The 16,332-nt window shown below is 68.0% G+C and carries 16 protein-coding genes and 1 pseudogene; 3 read left to right on the forward strand and 14 right to left on the reverse strand.

Features of this window, described 5'->3' with window-relative positions; genetic code table 11:
• Positions 1 to 40: 40 nt before the first annotated feature.
• The 3 genes from iscR to ACN4F8_RS19135 all read right to left on the reverse strand — a co-directional run bounded on the left by iscR (position 41) and on the right by ACN4F8_RS19135 (position 3,399).
• The gene (iscR, locus tag ACN4F8_RS19125) at positions 41 to 577 is read right to left on the reverse strand and encodes a Fe-S cluster assembly transcriptional regulator IscR (protein WP_419475020.1); all 537 of its coding nucleotides are present in this window, start codon (positions 575 to 577) and stop codon (positions 41 to 43) included.
• Positions 578 to 950: 373 nt separating this feature from the next.
• On the reverse strand, positions 951 to 3,071 hold the full coding sequence (uvrB, locus tag ACN4F8_RS19130) for an excinuclease ABC subunit UvrB (protein ID WP_419475021.1): 2,121 nt from the start codon (positions 3,069 to 3,071) through the stop codon (positions 951 to 953).
• The gene (locus ACN4F8_RS19135; RefSeq protein ID WP_419475022.1) at positions 3,025 to 3,399 is read right to left on the reverse strand and encodes a DUF6172 family protein; all 375 of its coding nucleotides are present in this window, start codon (positions 3,397 to 3,399) and stop codon (positions 3,025 to 3,027) included. Before ACN4F8_RS19135 ends, uvrB begins: the two co-directional genes overlap by 47 nt.
• A gap of 99 nt (positions 3,400 to 3,498) precedes the next feature.
• Here ACN4F8_RS19135 and ACN4F8_RS19140 point away from each other — a divergent pair, with 99 nt between their 5' ends.
• The gene (locus tag ACN4F8_RS19140; RefSeq protein WP_419475023.1) at positions 3,499 to 4,101 is read left to right on the forward strand and encodes a 3'-5' exonuclease domain-containing protein 2; all 603 of its coding nucleotides are present in this window, start codon (positions 3,499 to 3,501) and stop codon (positions 4,099 to 4,101) included.
• Positions 4,102 to 4,107: 6 nt separating this feature from the next.
• On the opposite strand, the gene ACN4F8_RS19145 is transcribed toward ACN4F8_RS19140, so the two are convergent.
• Complete coding sequence (locus ACN4F8_RS19145) at positions 4,108 to 4,320, reverse strand: DUF3820 family protein (RefSeq protein ID WP_419475024.1); 213 nt, start codon at positions 4,318 to 4,320, stop codon at positions 4,108 to 4,110.
• Between the two features lie 48 nt (positions 4,321 to 4,368).
• On the opposite strand from ACN4F8_RS19145, the gene ACN4F8_RS19150 reads away from it, so the two are divergent.
• Positions 4,369 to 4,962 carry a lysophospholipid acyltransferase family protein gene (locus ACN4F8_RS19150; protein WP_419475025.1) on the forward strand — a complete coding sequence of 198 codons (594 nt, stop codon included), beginning with the start codon at positions 4,369 to 4,371 and terminating at the stop codon, positions 4,960 to 4,962.
• Position 4,963: 1 nt separating this feature from the next.
• On the opposite strand, the gene ACN4F8_RS19155 is transcribed toward ACN4F8_RS19150, so the two are convergent.
• A complete protein-coding gene (locus tag ACN4F8_RS19155; protein WP_419475046.1) occupies positions 4,964 to 6,154 on the reverse strand; it encodes a PLP-dependent aminotransferase family protein in 1,191 nt (396 codons plus the stop codon).
• 89 nt (positions 6,155 to 6,243) lie between these two features.
• Between ACN4F8_RS19155 and nth the strand changes: the two genes are divergently transcribed.
• The gene (gene nth, locus ACN4F8_RS19160; protein WP_419475026.1) at positions 6,244 to 6,879 is read left to right on the forward strand and encodes an endonuclease III; all 636 of its coding nucleotides are present in this window, start codon (positions 6,244 to 6,246) and stop codon (positions 6,877 to 6,879) included.
• A gap of 43 nt (positions 6,880 to 6,922) precedes the next feature.
• Here nth and ACN4F8_RS19165 read toward each other — a convergent pair whose 3' ends face one another.
• From ACN4F8_RS19165 to bioA, 9 genes and pseudogenes are all read right to left on the reverse strand, one after another.
• Entirely contained in the window at positions 6,923 to 7,474 is a 552-nt protein-coding gene (locus tag ACN4F8_RS19165) for a histidine phosphatase family protein (protein WP_419475027.1), read from the reverse strand.
• Complete coding sequence (locus ACN4F8_RS19170; RefSeq protein ID WP_419475028.1) at positions 7,471 to 8,274, reverse strand: adenosylcobinamide-GDP ribazoletransferase; 804 nt, start codon at positions 8,272 to 8,274, stop codon at positions 7,471 to 7,473. Before ACN4F8_RS19170 ends, ACN4F8_RS19165 begins: the two co-directional genes overlap by 4 nt.
• A 238-nt stretch (positions 8,275 to 8,512) precedes the next feature.
• A pseudogene (gene cobT, locus ACN4F8_RS19175) lies at positions 8,513 to 9,538 on the reverse strand (nicotinate-nucleotide--dimethylbenzimidazole phosphoribosyltransferase); the annotation flags it as partial.
• Positions 9,539 to 9,540: 2 nt separating this feature from the next.
• Positions 9,541 to 11,076 carry a cobyric acid synthase gene (locus ACN4F8_RS19180; RefSeq protein WP_419475029.1) on the reverse strand — a complete coding sequence of 512 codons (1,536 nt, stop codon included), beginning with the start codon at positions 11,074 to 11,076 and terminating at the stop codon, positions 9,541 to 9,543.
• On the reverse strand, positions 11,073 to 12,050 hold the full coding sequence (locus ACN4F8_RS19185; RefSeq protein WP_419475030.1) for an aminotransferase class I/II-fold pyridoxal phosphate-dependent enzyme: 978 nt from the start codon (positions 12,048 to 12,050) through the stop codon (positions 11,073 to 11,075). The genes ACN4F8_RS19180 and ACN4F8_RS19185 overlap by 4 nt, the downstream gene beginning before the upstream one ends.
• On the reverse strand, positions 12,047 to 13,009 hold the full coding sequence (gene cbiB / locus ACN4F8_RS19190) for an adenosylcobinamide-phosphate synthase CbiB (protein ID WP_419475047.1): 963 nt from the start codon (positions 13,007 to 13,009) through the stop codon (positions 12,047 to 12,049). Before cbiB ends, ACN4F8_RS19185 begins: the two co-directional genes overlap by 4 nt.
• Positions 13,010 to 13,017: 8 nt before the next feature.
• The gene (gene bioF / locus ACN4F8_RS19195) at positions 13,018 to 14,268 is read right to left on the reverse strand and encodes an 8-amino-7-oxononanoate synthase (RefSeq protein ID WP_419475031.1); all 1,251 of its coding nucleotides are present in this window, start codon (positions 14,266 to 14,268) and stop codon (positions 13,018 to 13,020) included.
• 7 nt (positions 14,269 to 14,275) lie between these two features.
• The gene (gene bioD / locus ACN4F8_RS19200) at positions 14,276 to 14,956 is read right to left on the reverse strand and encodes a dethiobiotin synthase (RefSeq protein WP_419475032.1); all 681 of its coding nucleotides are present in this window, start codon (positions 14,954 to 14,956) and stop codon (positions 14,276 to 14,278) included.
• A complete protein-coding gene (gene bioA / locus ACN4F8_RS19205; protein WP_419475033.1) occupies positions 14,946 to 16,322 on the reverse strand; it encodes an adenosylmethionine--8-amino-7-oxononanoate transaminase in 1,377 nt (458 codons plus the stop codon). Before bioA ends, bioD begins: the two co-directional genes overlap by 11 nt.
• Positions 16,323 to 16,332 lie beyond the last annotated feature (10 nt).

Genomic DNA, 16,332 nt, shown 5'->3' on the forward strand with positions numbered 1-16,332 from the left:
ACCTTGGGGTTGCCCGGAGCCATGCTCCGGGCTTGAAAGCTCATTTGGAGAACGCAGCTCCACCCAGTGCAAACACCGAGTTGGGCGCGTTCACGCGAATGGGCTTGACCACCGGCGCGCTGGAAATCGCGCGCTTGATCAAAGGCGCGTTTTCCACCACCACGCCTTTGGCGAGCTGCTCGTCCACCAACGATTGCAGGGACACGGAGTCAAGGAAATCGACCATCTTGGTGTTGAGCGCTGCCCACAGTTCGTGGGTCATGCAGCGATGGCCTTCGCCCAGGCAGTTTTCCTTGCCGCCACACTGCGTGGCATCAATCGGCTCGTCCACCGACACGATGATGTCGGCCACGGTGATCTCTGATGCCTTACGGCCCAGGGTATAGCCACCGCCCGGCCCGCGCGTCGATTCGACGAGCTCATGACGGCGCAGCTTGCCGAACAACTGCTCAAGGTAAGACAACGAAATCTGCTGACGCTGGCTGATGGCTGCGAGCGTGACGGGTCCGTTGTTCTGGCGCAGGGCCAGATCGATCATGGCTGTGACCGCAAAGCGGCCTTTGGTCGTGAGGCGCATTTTTCAAGCTCCTTGAATGTTGGCTTGACTGTCGTTGACTGGCTCATCGGGCAGAACCCGTTGAACCCCTTCTCCGCCCACCCTGACCGCTGTGGGTCGCTTCATCGAAGGCTTTCCCGACTGTTTTCGTCGAGTATAGCGTAAAAGCCTAGTGATTTGCTCAGCATTTTAAAGCAGAAACTCGTTTTGTCCAGGACAAACCAAATTCACAACTCAAAAGATCACGAAAATACCGTTCAGTCACCTCGGGACTGCCGGCCCGGTGGTCAGACCGGACTTCTGCCGCAATCGTTCAAGGAAAAGGAAAAAGAAGTGGGGCGGGCCCTGCCAGACAGGGCCAAGCCCCTTGCAAACGGGTGCACCTCGCCCCGGGTCAGGCCACGTTGTCCATGCCAGATGCGCCGAACACCGACGCCTTGAGCCGGCCCAACTGGTCGCGCACGCCGGCCGCTTTCTCGAATTCGAGGTTGCGCGCGTGCTCCAGCATGAGTTTTTCCAGCCGCTTGATCTCGCGCGCCACGTCCTTTTCGCTCATCTCGTCGATGCTGGCGCGGTGCGCGCTCTCGGCCGCCAGACGATCGGCTTCCTTGCCCGCTTTTTCGCTGTAGACGCCGTCGATCAGGTCCTTGATGCGCTTGTTGATGCTGCGCGGCTCGATGCCCATGGCGAGGTTGTGGGCCATCTGTTTGGTGCGACGGCGGTTGGTTTCATCCATCGCCTTCTTCATCGACTCGGTGATGCGGTCGGCGTACAGGATGGCGCGGCCGTTGAGGTTGCGCGCTGCGCGCCCGATGGTCTGGATCAGGCTGCGCTCGGAGCGCAAGAAGCCCTCCTTGTCGGCGTCCAGAATGGCCACCAGCGAGACCTCGGGAATGTCCAGGCCCTCACGCAGCAGGTTGATGCCGACCAGCACGTCGAAGGCGCCCAGGCGCAGGTCGCGCAGGATTTCGACCCGCTCCACCGTGTCCACGTCGCTGTGCAGGTAGCGCACCTTCACGCCGTTTTCGGTCAAGTAATCGGTGAGCTGCTCGGCCATGCGCTTGGTGAGCGTGGTGATCAGCACGCGCTCGTTTTTCTCCACGCGGATGCGGATCTCCTGCAACACATCGTCCACCTGATGGGTGGCGGGGCGCACTTCCAGCTCGGGGTCCACCAGACCGGTGGGGCGCACGAGTTGCTCGACCACCTGGCCGGCGTGGGTTTTTTCGTACTCGGCCGGCGTGGCGGAGACAAACACCACCTGGCGCATGCGCTGCTCGAACTCGTCGAACTTCAAAGGCCGGTTGTCCAGCGCGCTGGGCAGGCGAAAACCGTATTCCACCAGCGTGGTCTTGCGCGCGCGGTCGCCGTTGTACATGCCACCGAACTGGCCGATGAGCACGTGGCTCTCGTCCAGAAACATCATGGCGTCCTTGGGCAGATAGTCGGTCAGCGTGGACGGCGGCTCGCCCGGCAGGCTGCCCGAGAGATGCCGCGAGTAGTTTTCGATGCCCTTGCAGTGGCCCACCTCGCTGAGCATTTCCAGGTCGAACCGGGTGCGCTGCTCCAGCCGCTGGGCTTCCACCAGCTTTCCATCGCCCACCAGTTGTTTGAGCCGGTCGGCCAACTCCAGTTTGATCGCCTCGACCGCGCTGAGCACCTGCTCGCGCGGCGTCACGTAGTGGCTGCTGGGGTAGACGGTGAAACGAGGGATTTTCTGCCGCACCTTGCCGGTGAGCGGGTCGAACAGCTGCAGGGTCTCGACCTCGTCATCGAACAGCTCGATGCGGATCGCCATCTCGGAATGTTCAGCGGGAAACACGTCGATGGTGTCGCCGCGCACGCGGAACTTGCCCCGGCTGAAGTCCTGCTCGTTGCGCGCGTATTGCATGCGCACCAGCTGGGCGATCAGATCGCGCTGGCCCACCTTGTCGCCCACCCGCAGCGTCATCACCATCTGGTGGTAACTCTCGGGCTTGCCGATGCCGTAAATGGCCGACACCGTGGCCACGATGATCACGTCGCGCCGCTCCAGGATGCTCTTGGTGCAGGAGAGGCGCATCTGCTCGATGTGCTCGTTGATCGCGCTGTCCTTCTCGATGAACAGGTCGCGCTGCGGCACATAGGCCTCGGGCTGGTAGTAGTCGTAGTAGCTGACGAAGTACTCGACCGCGTTCTTCGGAAAGAACTCGCGGAACTCGCTGTAGAGCTGCGCGGCCAGGGTCTTGTTGGGCGCGAACACGATGGCCGGGCGGCCCAGCCGCGCGATCACGTTGGCCATGGTGAAGGTCTTGCCCGAACCGGTCACGCCCAGCAGGGTCTGGAACACCTCGCCGTCGTTCACGCCTTCCACCAGCTGGCGGATCGCCTCGGGCTGGTCACCCGCTGGCGGGTAGGGCAAAAACAGCTCGAAAGGCGAGCCGGGAAACTTGACGAACTCACCCTCGGCAGGTGGCCCGTTGTCCAGCTCAAGCAGCGGGGTCTTCGGGGGTGTGGGCAGTGTGATCGAAGGCATCGGCGGATTGTGCCGGATGGTCATCTTTGGCGCTGGTGCCGGGCGGACGGGCCTGCCGAACGCCGGGCTTGGCCAGGATCTCCACATAGGCCTCGGTCGCGCCCTCTTTGGCCACGGCGTCCAGGCTCGCCATCAAGGCAGAAAGGTGCACCACCTCGGCCGTGTCTTTCGTCGCACCAGCGCGGCAGTCAAAGTCCAGAAAATCCACCCCTTCCGGCAGGTCGCGGCGGCGCTCGCGCTTGAGGTATTTGCGGATCTCGTGTTTGACGGCTTCGAGCACGCGGTCGCGGTGACGGCCCTCTTGGGTCAGCTGAAAGGTTTTTCTCATGGCGGTCGGGCGCGTGCAGCGCGAAGTCAGGGAACAAGTCCGGGAAAAGACGGGAGGCAAGGGGCGCGATTATGCGCGCCGGGGTATCCTGCCCTGCACATGACACCCCGCGAACAACACCCCACGCCCAGCAAGGACGAGATCGCCCTGCTCGAACCGTTCGACCGCCTGGGCCTGGATCGCATCGTGCTGGTGAACACCGCCCGGCAAGCCCGGGAGGCCTGCGCCGAGCTGGTCGACAGTGCCGTCTGGGGCTTCGACACCGAGTCCAAACCCACCTTCTTCAAAGACCAGCTCTCTGATGGGCCGCACATCGTTCAGCTCGCCAACCTGCAGCGCGCCTGGGTGTTCCAGCTGCACGACCCGGCCTGCCGCGAGCAGGCGGCCGCCCTGCTGGCCGACGCCCGCCACACCAAGGCCGGCTTCGGTCTGGGCGACGACACCAAACGCATCGTCTCCAAACTTGCGGTGGAGCCAGCCGCCGTGCTGGAGCTCAACACCGTGTTTCGCGAACGCGGCTACCGCAAAGACATGGGTGTGAAGGGCGCGGTGGCGGTGCTGTTCAACCGGCGCTTTCTCAAGTCCAAGAAGGCCGCCACCTCGAACTGGGCCAACCCGCAGCTGAGCGAATCGCAGCTGGTGTATGCGGCCAACGATGCATACGCCGCGGCCCGCGTGTTCGACGCCCTGGGTCTGGGCTGACCCGGTTCAGCGCCGCCGCAGCGGCGTGAGCAGATCGCCCAGCCCGTTGTGGTCGATCTCGTGCATGAGCTGCAGCAGTCGCCCCACCTCGTTCTTGGGAAACCCCTCGCGCGCAAACCAGTTGAGGTAGTTGCCCGGCAGGTCCGCGATCACGCGGCCCTTGTGTTTGCCAAACGGCATCTCCACGGTGAGCAGGCGTTCAAGATCTTCGGGTTTCATGCAAAGGCATCCTAACGTGACGAAGGGCTCTCGCCGATACTCGGCGCCATGCAACGCACGATCTTCACCACGCCCGTCGTCAACACGCTGCTGCGCGTTTTTTCAATCGGGTTCCTGAAACTAACCGGCTGGCGCGTGGAAGGCGCCCTGCCCGCTCACGCTGCGCGCAGCGTGTTGATTGCCGCACCCCACACCAGCAACTGGGACCTGCCCTACACCTTGATGGTGGCCTTTGCGCTGCGGCTCAACATCCGGTGGATGGGCAAACAGAGCATCTTCCGGGCGCCGTTTGGTGGCGTCATGCGCTGGCTCGGCGGCATACCGGTGAACCGCGAGCAGTCCACCAACCTGGTGGCGGCCTCGGCCAAGGCGATCCGCGAGGCCGACGGCCCGCTGCAGCTCATCGTGCCGCCCGAGGGCACGCGCAGCAAGACGCGTTACTGGAAGACCGGCTTCTACTACATCGCCCGCGAGGCGCAGGTGCCCATCGTCATGGCCTACATGGACTACGAGCGCAAGATCAGCGGTCTGGGCCCGCTGTTTGAACCCACCGGCCATGTGGAGGCCGACATGGCGGCCATCAAGGCGTTCTACGCGCCGTTCAAGGGCAAGAACGCGGCGCAGTTCGAATCAGCCGACTGAATCAAAGGGCTTGGGCGAGACGGCCCACGCCTTCTTCGATCTTCTCCAGCCCTACGGTGGCAAAGCTCAGGCGCAGCGTGGCCGGATCGGGGTTGCGGGCGTAGAACGGCGCGCCCGGCACGAAGGCCACACCTTTTTCAATCGCGCGTTTGGCCAGCTCGGCGCCATCGGCCACCTTGCCGCCTGCACCGGTGAGCCGCGCCCAGATAAACAGACCGCCTTGCGGCTGCACGAACTCGATGGCGTCACCGAGTTCACGCCGGAGCGCGTGGCCCATGGTAGTGGCGCGCTCGGCGTACACCTGCCGCACCCTGGCCAGCGTGGCCGGCATGCGCCCGGCCTTGAGGTACTGCGAGGCCGTGGCTTGCGCGAAGGTGCTGGTGTGCGCGTCGCTGAACTGTTTGCACATGGTGGCCTTGGCCAGCAACTCGGCCGGGCCCACCATCCAGCCCACGCGCAGGCCGGGGCTCAATACCTTGCTCAAGCTGCCGCAGTGCACCAGCCGCTCGCGGCTGCCGGGCACATCCGCACTCAGCGCCAGCAGGCTGGGCGGAGGCGCCTCGCCAAAGTACAGATCGCCATAGGGATCGTCTTCCACGATCAGCGTGTTGTGTTTGACCGCCATCTCCAGCACCGCCCGGCGCCGCTCCAGGCTCATGAGGGCACCGCTGGGGTTGCTGAAGGTGGGAATGAGGTAGACGAATTTGGGCTTGTGCTCGGCAATCAACTGCTCCAGCTTGTCGGTCTGCGTGCCTTCACCATCCACCGGCACGGTGATGAGTTCAGCTCCGTAGAGGCGGAAGCACTGGATGGTGGCCAGGAACGTCGGGCCTTCGACGATCACCTTGTCACCGGGGGAGATGAGGGTCTTGCCCAGCAGGTCCAGACCCTGCTGGCTGCCGGTGGTGACGATGAGGTCGTTCGCCGCCACACCGCTCACCCCCTTGCTGGCCATGAAGCCGGCGATCTGCTCGCGCAGCGGCTGGTGCCCCTCGGTGGCCCCGTACTGCAGCGCGGCGCCTGGTTCATCGGTGAGCGCGGTGTTCACCGCTTCGCGAATGCCGTCCACATCGAACAGCGCGCTGTCGGGGAAGCCGCCGGCAAAACTGATGATGCCGGGCCGGCCCAGCAGCTTGAAGAGTTCGCGGATGGCGGAGGTTTCGACGTTGTTGAGGCGGTCGGCGAAGAGGATGGTGAAGGGCATGATGAGGTCTCGACGGGCGGGTTCGCGAAAGAGCAAGCCCGCATTGTCCCCAAATCCGCAGCGCTAGACTCTTCCGCATGAAACCCGCCCAGATCGAAGCCTTCTTCGCTACCCTCCAGGCCGCCAACCCCCAACCGCAGACCGAGCTGGAGTACACCAGCGTGTTCGAGCTGCTGGCGGCGGTTTTGCTTTCGGCCCAGGCCACCGACGTGGGCGTGAACAAGGCCACGCGCAAGCTGTTTCCGGTGGCCAACACGCCGCAGAAGATCCTGGATCTGGGGCTGGAAGGGCTGGAGGGCTACATCAAGACCATCGGACTCTACCGCAGCAAGGCGAGGCACCTGATGCAGGCCTGCCGCCTGCTGGTGGAGCAACACGGCGGCGAGGTGCCGCGCACCCGCGACGCGCTCGAAGCCCTGCCCGGCGTGGGTCGCAAGACGGCCAACGTGGTGCTCAACGTGGCTTTCGGCCAGCCCACCATGGCGGTGGACACGCACATCTTTCGCGTGAGCAACCGCACCGGGCTGGCACCGGGCAAGAACCCGCTGCAGGTGGAACTGCAGCTGATGAAACGCGTGCCTCCGGCCTACGCGGTGGACTCACACCACTGGCTGATCCTCCACGGGCGTTATGTGTGCCAGGCGCGCAAGCCGCTGTGCCCGAAGTGCGCGGTGTCTGCGTACTGCGATTTCAAGGACAAGACGGCGGCTTGAACGACAACGCCATTCGGGCGGGACTCAAGGCGAACGGAAGGTTTCAGACCGACAGCGAAGTCCACGCACCCGGCTCGGGCGCCTGCTTCGGCCACTCGGCCATGTCCTTGATGTGAACACCGTTGGCCACGATGTGCTGCACCGCGCGGATCACGCCGGCGTGTGTCACCCACACCACATCGCTGCTGGTCGCGGGCCGCAGCTCGGCGAGCGCAGCGGCCACACGGTAGAGCAGCATCTGCGTGCTCTCGGCGCCACCGAAGCGGTGGTGCGCAAAGTCGGCCGTCCACTCATCAAAGGCGCTGCGAGGGATGCTGTCCCAACGCTGCAGCTCCCAGCGGCCAAAGTCCATCTCGTTGAGCCGGGTGTCCATGCGCGCGGCGCCCAGCTCGGGCCGCACGGCCTGCAGCGCGCCGGCCATCTGTTGTGCGCGCATCAGACCCGACACCCACACCGGCGTGCCCGGCGGCGGCAACGGCGCAAAGGCCTGCGCGGCTTCGCGTGTGAGCGAGGCATCGGCCGGCACGTCGATCGCGCCATAGCACAAGCCCGAGGGCAGCAACACAGGCGCGTGGCGCAGCAACCAGAGCTTCATGTCAACGCAAGGGCCAGGCCCATGTAGAACATCACTTCGCTCACCTGCTGCGTGGCGCCCAGGCCATCACCGGTGAAGCCCTGCAGCCGGCGTTGCAGCAGGCGCCACATCCAGGCCAGACCGATCAGCGCGCCCAGCACGGCCTGCGCCCACAGCGCATCGGGCAGCAGCCACACCACCAGCGCCATGGCCAGCGCCCACCACAGCAGGCCCGCAGCGAGCCCCGCGTTGCCGATGCTCTCGGCCAGCGGCTTGCTCTTGGATTGCGGTGTGTCCCCCACATGCGGCAGCGTGCGAATCACGAGCAGCGGCACGGTGCGCGAAGTCACGTGGGCCGCGAACAGCGCCACCACAGCGAGCCACGCGTTCGTTTGCGCCAGCAAGGCCAGCAGCGCCACCTTGGCGAGCAGCGCCAGCACCAGAGCGATGGCGCCATAGCTGCCGATGCGCGAGTCCTTCATGATCTCCAGCGCACGCTCGCGGTCCATGCTGCCGCCCAACCCGTCGGCCAGATCGGCCAGCCCGTCTTCGTGAAAGGCGCCGGTGAGCAGCACGCCGAACACGGTGCTCGCGATGGCCGCCACCCAAGGCGCGGCGGGCACCGGCGGCAAGAGCAGCAACAGGCCCCAGAACACCGCTGCCGTGAGCCCGCCCACGATCCAGCCCACGCCCGGGAAGTGCGCGGCGCTGGCGCGCAGCATGGCCGGGCTGAAACCCACCCAGTCGGCCAGCCACCCCGTCACCGGGATGCGGGTGAAGAACTGCAGGGCCAGCAGGAAGTGGCGCACGAATTGCGTCATGCGATCAGATGTCCGTTCGGGTGGTGCCATCCAGGACCGTTCGGGCCGAGTCATCCTCCGTTCGGGCCGAGTCGTCCTCCCTTCGGGCTGAGTCATCCTCCGTTCGGGCTGAGCCTGTCGAAGCCCTCGCCAACACCGAGGGATGCCCTTCGACAGGCTCAGGGCGAACGGTGAGGGTTGGATCGGAGTGAACGGAGGTGACTGGTTCTGGGCGAACGGAGGCGGTGGGCTCGGCCCGACTGGTATCGCGCGACACACCGGCGGACTCAAAACTTGCCATCTCGCGCAGCAGCGCACACGCGCTCACCAGCAGCGGCCAGGCCAGCGCCGCGCCCGAGCCTTCGCCCAGGCGCAGGCCCAGGTCCAGCAGCGGCTCGGCCTTGAGGTGGGCGAGCATGAGGGCGTGGCCGCGCTCGCCCGAGCGGTGCGCGAACACGCAGCGCTGCAACACATGCGGCTGCAGGTGTGCGGCCACCAGCACCGCCGAGGTGGCGATGAAGCCGTCGACCACGATCACGCGCCGCTCCTCGGCGGCCTGCAGCACCGCGCCGACCAGCGTCGCGATCTCGAAGCCACCGAAGGCCGCGAGCGCGTCGAGCGGCGCTTTCGCGTCGGCGTGGCGCGCGAGCACCTCGCGCAGGATGCCGATCTTGCGTTGCACGGCCGACGCATCGAGCCCGGTGCCGGCACCGGTGACCTCGGCCACATCCAGCCCGGCCAGGCGCGCCAGCAGCATCGAAGCCGCCGAGGTGTTGCCAATGCCCATTTCACCAAGCAGCAGCGCGTTGCCCGGCAGACCCTGCAACACCTCGCGGCCGTTGGCGATGGCCTGCGCACATTGCGCGGTGCTCATGGCCGGGCCTTCGAGCGCATCGGCGGTGCCGTGCGCGACCTTTTTGACGATCAAACCATCTCTGGGCGCAAAGTCGTGCTTCACGCCGCAGTCCACCACGGTGAGGCCAATGCCGTGCTGGCGCGCGAGCACGCTCACCGCCGCGCCGCCGGCCAGGAAGTTCTCCACCATCTGCCAGGTCACGTCGCTGGGAAAGGCCGAGACACCGCGCGCGGCCAGGCCGTGGTCGCCTGCGCACACCAGCATCTGCGGCGAGTGCAGCACCGGTGCCGTGGTGCCCAGGATCAGGCCGATGCGTTGCGCCAGCGCCTCGATGCGCCCGAGCGAGCCCAGCGGCTTGGTCTTGTTGTCCAGTGCGCGCTGCAGGGCTTGGGCGAGTTCGGGCTGGGTGATGTCGGGGATGGTGTTCATGGTCAGGGTGCGATGAGTTGGTCGAGCACGCCGGGCTCGAAGTGGGTGTCGATGAAATCGGCCAGGCCGTTGAACACGGTCTCCAGCGTGGGTGCGGTGGCGCCAAACAATGCGTGCAGCACGCGCGGGTCTTCAAACAGACCGTGCAGGTAGACACCGAGCACGTTGCCCGCCGCGTTCTGCCAGCCCAGGCCATCGGGCAACACCTCGCGCGCGATGTCGCCACCCGCCGCCATGGCGGGGTGCTGCGCGGTCTGGCCGTGGTGGATTTCGTAGCCGGCGGCGGCCACACCCGAGAGTGCGGCCCACGCGCCGTGCAGGTAGCCAAATGTGGTGTGTGTGTGGCGCACGGTTTTCTGCTGGTCGAACTGCGTCACCAGCGGCAGCAGGCCCAGGCCCGGTGCGTTTCCATCAATGCCGTGCGTGTCGATCAGCGCCTCGCCCAGCATCTGCAGCCCGCCGCACACGCCCAGCACCGCCCCGCCCTGAGCGGCGTGCGCGGCGATCGCGCGGTCCAGCCCCTGCGTGCGCAGCCAAGCCAGGTCGGCGGCGGTGGCCTTGCTGCCGGGCAGCACGATCCAGTCGGCACCCGCGCAATCGGCCGGCGCACGCGCCCAGACCAGGCGCACGCCGGGCACGTTCTTGAGTGGCTGGAATTCGTCGAGGTTGCTGATGCGCGGGTAGGCGATGACGGCCACCGTCTTGCTCACAGCGCCCGAGGCGCGCGTCCTGTCATCGAAGACACCGTCTTCTTCGGGCAGTCCGTGTTGCCACCACATCGGCAGCGTGGCCACGGTGGGCACGCCGGTGAGGTCTTGCAGCATCTGCGGCGCGGGCGCGAGCAGGCTGGCATCACCCCGGAACTTGTTGAGCACGAAACCGTGGATCAGCGCGCGCTCCTCGGCGGGCAGCAGCGCCCAGGTGCCGTAGAGGTGGGCGAAGGCGCCGCCCCGGTCGATGTCGCTCACCAGCAGGCAGCGCGCCTGTGCGTGCAGCGCCACACGCATGTTCACGATGTCGCTCGCATGCAGGTTGATCTCGGCCGGCGAGCCCGCGCCCTCGATCACCACCACGTCGTTTTCCTCGCGCAACGCATCCAGCGCAGCGGCGATCTGCGGCCACACGTGCAGGCTGCGGCCGCGCCACGGCATGTTGGAGAGCGCTTCATTCACCTGCCCCATCAGCACCACCTGGCTGCGCGTGTCGGCCTCGGGCTTGAGCAGCAGCGGGTTCATGCGCACCTCGGGCTCGGCCCGGGCTGCGAGCGATTGAAAGTATTGGGCTGAGCCGATCTCACCGCCGAGCGACCGATTTTCCGCCGGGCCGCCCCAAGGAAAATCAGCCCCCTCGGGGGGCAGCGACCCGCGTGAGCGGTGGAGCGTGGGGGCAACAACTCTTGCGTTGTTGCTCATGTTCTGCGCCTTGAACGGCGCCACCTTGAGGCCTTGCCGCGCGTAGTGCCGGCACAGCGCGGTGGTGAGCCAGCTCTTGCCCGCGCCGCTGGTCGTGCCCAACACCATCACGCAGCGCGCGGTCACTCGAACACCTCCGCGCGGCGCAGCGCGGTGCCCAGGGCCGCCTGCGCCTCGGGCGGCAACACGCCCAGGCGCCAGTGGCCGGGCAGGCCGAAGGACGTGGTGTCGCGCAGCTTGATGCCGACCGCGCGCAGGGCCGGTGCGTCGAGCGGGCGCGGCGGCGCGGCGCAGACGTAGTTGGCGTCGCTGGGCAAAGCTCGCCAGCCCAGTGCGTCCAGCAGACTCAACTGTTGACGCTTCCATTCGCGCAAGGTCTGCAGGCTGTGGGCCAGCCAGTCCTGCGCGGTGGGCGTTGCCCAGGCATCGAGCAGCGCCACGGCGTGCGCGCCCAGCGGCCAAGAGGGTGCGAGTTGATCCAGCGCGCGCGCCTCGGCCACGGCGCGCTCGGGCGCGATGGCATACGCACCGCGCACCCCCGTCAAACCCATGGCCTTGTTGGGTGTCCAGAGTTGCCACACCTGCCGCAGCGCAGCCGGTTCGAGGCCACAGCGCCCGCTCAAGCGCAGCGGTTCGTAGGCGCGGTCGAGCACCACCTGCGCGCCCGAGGCGACCACGCTCCGCGCAAACGGCTCGACCTCGCCCAGCGGGCTCGAAGGCTCGCACAACCAGGCCAGGTGGGCACGCGCCGGGTCGTGCACGCGCTCGAACTTCCAGGCCTGCGCGGCGTGGGCATAGTCGCCATACGCCAGCACCGGCAGCCAGACACGCTGCCCTCCTTCACGCGCCATCCAGGCGGTGAAGCGGCCGATGAACTCGCTCGCGCTGCCGGCCAGCACGATGCGCGCAGCGTCCACCGCGTGGAAGGCCGCGAGCGATTCGCGCAGGGCTGTGTACGCGGGGTCGGGGTAGTGGCGCGCGTCGGCCTGCTGCACGGCGGCCAGCGCGCTCGGGCACGGGCCGCAGGCGTTGGCGTTGGTGGAGAAGTCCCAGCGGGGAATGCCCTGGGCGTCGGGTCCGCCGTGGGGTGCGGTGGTCATGGTGTGAACCGCCAGGCCAGCGCGGCCCACAGCAGCGCGCAAAGGCCCAGCAGGGCCACCACACGGCCGGCGAGCCGCAGCGCCTGCTCGGTGTCCGTCGCCTGCGGGCTTCGACCCGCGCCATGCAGTTCGTACACGCCGGGTTTGCTCAGGCGCACGTCCAACGCCAGCGCCATCGCCGCCATGGGCCAGCCGCTGTTGGGCGACGGGGTGCGCCGCGCCTGCGCCGGCAAGGTGCCCAGGCCGCGCGCGGAACCGAGCAGGCCCAGCAAGGCGCCGGTGAGGCGCGCGGGCAGCCAGGACAACACGTCGTCGGCGCGCGCAGCCCACTTGCCGGCCCAGGTCCAGTCGCGGCCGTTGCGTTCACCGCGGTAGCCCCACATGGCGTCGGCCGTGTTGGCAAAGCGGTAGAGCGCGGCGCCGGGCAGCCCCGCCACAGCAAACCAGAACAACGGCGCCACCACGGAATCGTTGAGGTTTTCGGCCAGCGATTCGATGGCGCTCTCGCGCACCTGCGCGGCGTCGAGTGCGGACACGTCGCGGCTCACCAGCCACGAGAGGCGCTCGCGTCCCGCCGGCAGCGACGCCTTCAGCGCCGATTCCACCGCGCGCACCTCGTCGCACAGCATGCGCCAGGCCAGCAGGGGTTTGAGCAGCACACCGAGTGCCAGCGCCTGCGCCCACCACACCCAGCCCGCCATGGCGTTCACCAGCACGATCGCAAGGACCACCACCAGCACCGCGCCGAAGCACCAGGCCAGCGCACCCCCGGCGAAGGTGCGCGCGGCCTGCGGCTGGGCGCCCGCCGCGGGCGCCACGCGCGAACCCATGAAGCCCAGGTACCGCCCCATGCCCACGACCGGGTGCCAGCGCGCCGGCGGTTCGCCCAGCGCGCGGTCCAGCGCGAGTGCCACCAGCACCGCGAGCGGTGCGGCAACGGCCGGCGAGAGGAGTTCGATCACAGTGGTCAGGCCTCGACCGGCGCCGCCGATGCCGCGGCACGTCGCACGCCCAAGGCGCCGGCCGCGCTGCGCAGCGCGCGCAACAGTGCGTCCACGTCCTCGGGCTGGTGCGCCGCCGACAGCGCAATGCGCAGCCGCGCCGTGCCCGCCGGCACGGTGGGCGGCCGGATCGCGGGCACCCACAGGCCCTGTTCGCGCAGGGCCGCCATGACGGCCAGCGCGGCGGCGTTGTCGCCGATCACCAGGGGCTGGATCGCCGTGCTTGACGCCATGAGGGTCCAGCCGGCAGCGTCGACCGCGGCATCGGCACCAGGGGCCAGGCCATCGCTCAGCTGTGCGATGCGCGCCTGCAAATGCTGGCGTCGGCGCTCGCCATCGGCCCCCAGCACGCAGCGCAGGCTGGCACGCACCGCCTCGGCGAGCAAAGCGGGCGCCGCGGTGGCGTAGGTGTAGCTGCGGGTTTTCTGCAGCAGCCACTCCACCAGGCGATCGGGGCCGGCCACGAACGCCCCGGCCACGCCCAGGGCCTTGCCCAATGTGGCCATGTAGAGCACGCGCGGTGAAGCGCCAGCCCCGGTGAGGCCGGCGGCGGCCAGCGCGCCCCGGCCTTGTGGCCCGAGCACACCGAAACCGTGCGCGTCGTCCAGCAAGAGCAGCGCGTCGTGGCGCTCGCACAGCGCGTGCAGGCCGGTGATGTCGGCGATGTTGCCGTCCATGCTGAACACGGCGTCGCTGATCACGAGCTTGCGGCGCGCCGGGCTGGCCGCCATCAGCGCGTCGAGTTGCTCCAGATCGGCGTGGCGGTAGCGGTGCACCGTGGCTTTGGACAGGCGCGCGCCGTCGATCAGGCAGGCGTGGTTCAGCGCGTCGGAAAACAGCGCGTCGCCCTCGCCCACCAGCGCCGGCACGGTGCTCGCGTTGGTGGCGTAGCCGGCGTAGAAATACAGCGCGCGCGGCAGGCCCACGGCCTCGGCCAGCTCGCGCTCCAGAGCGGCATTGGCCACGCTGTGGCCGCTGACCATGGGCGACGCGCCGGCCCCCACGCCGTAGCGGTCCACGGCGGTGCGCACCGCCTCGCGCAGCTCGGGCGCCTGCGACAGGCCGAGGTAGTCGTTGCTGCAGAAGGCCAGCAGCGACTGGCCATCCACATTGAGCCACGCGCCCGGCTCGGGCAGCACCTCGCGGCGGCGGCGGCGCAGCGATTGCGCATCCAGCGCGCTCAGGCGTTTGTCGAATTCGTTCAGCCAGCTCATCATGTTTCCCTCATCGCCAGGCCTCGGGCAGGTCCAGTGCGATCTCGCTGGCCTGGGGGGCGGGTGTTTGCCAGGGCACGCTGCCCAGCAGTGGCGCCTGCAGCCAGTGGCGCAGGGTGTCGATGTTGTCGTCGCGACCGACCATGTCGGGGTCCACCGCATTCGCGACCCAGCCAGCCAGTTGAAGGCCGTCGGCGCGGATCGCCTCGGCGCTCAGCAGCGCGTGGTTCAGGCAACCCAGGCGCAAGCCGACCACCAGCACCACCGGCGCGCCGATGGCCTGGGCGAGATCGGCCAGGGTCTCGTGGTCGTTGACCGGCACGCGCCAGCCGCCTGCACCCTCCACCACCACCGCATCGGCCAGCGCCTGCAGCGAACGGTGTGCGACCAGCAGTTCGGCCACGGTCACAGCCTGCCCCGCGCGCTCGGCCGCGAGGTGCGGCGCCATCGCGTCGGGCAAGGCCACCGGGTTGTCGAGTTCGGCGGGCACGCTCACCGTAGATGCCGCGCGCAACGCCAACACGTCTTCGCTGACCCATTGCCCCTGATGTTCAATCAGCCCAGCCGCCACGGGTTTCATGCCGACCACACGCCGGTGGTGGCGCGTCAGCGTGTGCAAGAGCGCCGCGCTCACCAGCGTCTTGCCCACCCCGGTGTCGGTGCCGGTGACGAAGCAGCCGTCAAACGCCATCGCACACCCCTTCCAGCGCCAGCGCGCTGGAGGGCTCTTCTTCGGCCAGCGTGGCCTGCAGCGCGGCGAGCGCGCCTGCGGCCAGAAAGGCACCTTCGGCTTCGTCGATCACATACGGCGGCATGGCGTACAGCGTGTGGCCGATGGGCCGCAGCAGCAGGCCCTGGTCGAGCGCATGACGCGCATAGCGGCGGGCGAAATCGGGCAGGCTGCTGGACACATCCCACGCGAAGATCATGCCCTGGCGGCGCGCGTGGCGCACACGCGGGTGGGCTGAGAGCGGCGCGAACTGCGCGGCCAGGCGTTCACCGGTCGCCACGTTGTGGCGCAGCGCACCGGTCTTCTCGAACAGGTCCAGCGTGGCCAGGGCCGCACGGCAGGCGAGCGGGTTGCCGGTGTAGCTGTGCGAATGCAGGAAGCCGCGCGCGACCTGATCGTCATAGAAGGCGGCGTACACCGCGTCGGTGGTGAGCACCACCGACAGCGGCAACGTGCCACCGGTCAGGCCTTTGGAAAGGCACAAAAAATCGGGCCGGATGCCGGCTTGCTGATGGGCAAACAAGGTGCCGGTGCGGCCGAAGCCCACGGCAATCTCGTCCAGCACCAGATGCACCTGGTAGCGGTCGCAGAGTTCGCGCGCGCGCTGGAGGTACACAGGATCGTGCATGGCCATGCCGGCGGCGCACTGCACCAGCGGCTCGACGATCAGCGCCGCCGTGTCTTCGTGGTGTTCGGCCAGCCAGTCGGCCAGCGCGCTCGCAGCGCGCTCGGCCACGTCGGCAGCGGACTCATCCGGCGCAGCCGCGCGCGCATCGGGGCTGGGCACGGTGGCGCCCAGGCGCACGAGCGGCGCGTAGGCCTCGCGAAACAGCGCGATGTCGGTCACGGCCAGTGCGCCCACGGTCTCGCCGTGGTAACCGCCGGCCACGCCGACGAAACGGTTCTTGCGCGCGCGCCCGGCGTTGCGCCAGTGGTGCGCGCTCATCTTGAGCGCGATCTCGGTCGCGCTCGCGCCATCGCTGCCATAGAACGCGTGGCCCAGCCCGGTGAGCGCGGACAAGCGCTCAGAGAGCTCCACCACCGGCGCGTGGGTGAAGCCGGCGAGCATCACGTGGTCCAGCGTGTTGAGCTGGTCGATGAGTGCGGCGCGGATGGCCGGGTGGTTGTGCCCGAACAGGTTGACCCACCAGGAGCTGATCGCATCCAGATAGCGGTGCCCTTCATGGTCGTGCAGCCACACGCCTTCGGCCCGGGCCACGGGAATCAGCGGCAAGGCCGCGCCTTCGGGCGCGTGCAGCTTCATCTGGGTGCAGGGGTGCCAGACCGCCGCGAGGCTGCGCTGGCGCCACGCTTCGTTGACAGACATCGCAGCGACC

Source organism: Hydrogenophaga sp. (genome assembly GCF_048549895.1).
Taxonomy (GTDB): Bacteria; Pseudomonadota; Gammaproteobacteria; order Burkholderiales; family Burkholderiaceae_C; genus Hydrogenophaga.

Bases quoted from the DNA above. Each gene is read 5' to 3' on its own strand.
- ACN4F8_RS19170 (WP_419475028.1), bottom strand. From the start codon at position 8,274: ATGACGCAATTCGTGCGCCACTTCCTGCTGGCCCTGCAGTTCTTCACC.
- bioD (WP_419475032.1), bottom strand. From the start codon at position 14,956: ATGGCGTTTGACGGCTGCTTCGTCACCGGCACCGACACCGGGGTGGGC.
- ACN4F8_RS19140 (WP_419475023.1), top strand. From the start codon at position 3,499: ATGACACCCCGCGAACAACACCCCACGCCCAGCAAGGACGAGATCGCC.
- bioA (WP_419475033.1), bottom strand. From the start codon at position 16,322: ATGTCTGTCAACGAAGCGTGGCGCCAGCGCAGCCTCGCGGCGGTCTGG.
- ACN4F8_RS19165 (WP_419475027.1), bottom strand. From the start codon at position 7,474: ATGAAGCTCTGGTTGCTGCGCCACGCGCCTGTGTTGCTGCCCTCGGGC.
- ACN4F8_RS19145 (WP_419475024.1), bottom strand. From the start codon at position 4,320: ATGAAACCCGAAGATCTTGAACGCCTGCTCACCGTGGAGATGCCGTTT.
- bioF (WP_419475031.1), bottom strand. From the start codon at position 14,268: ATGATGAGCTGGCTGAACGAATTCGACAAACGCCTGAGCGCGCTGGAT.
- uvrB (WP_419475021.1), bottom strand. From the start codon at position 3,071: ATGCCTTCGATCACACTGCCCACACCCCCGAAGACCCCGCTGCTTGAG.
- ACN4F8_RS19135 (WP_419475022.1), bottom strand. From the start codon at position 3,399: ATGAGAAAAACCTTTCAGCTGACCCAAGAGGGCCGTCACCGCGACCGC.
- ACN4F8_RS19150 (WP_419475025.1), top strand. From the start codon at position 4,369: ATGCAACGCACGATCTTCACCACGCCCGTCGTCAACACGCTGCTGCGC.
- iscR (WP_419475020.1), bottom strand. From the start codon at position 577: ATGCGCCTCACGACCAAAGGCCGCTTTGCGGTCACAGCCATGATCGAT.
- nth (WP_419475026.1), top strand. From the start codon at position 6,244: ATGAAACCCGCCCAGATCGAAGCCTTCTTCGCTACCCTCCAGGCCGCC.
- ACN4F8_RS19185 (WP_419475030.1), bottom strand. From the start codon at position 12,050: ATGACCACCGCACCCCACGGCGGACCCGACGCCCAGGGCATTCCCCGC.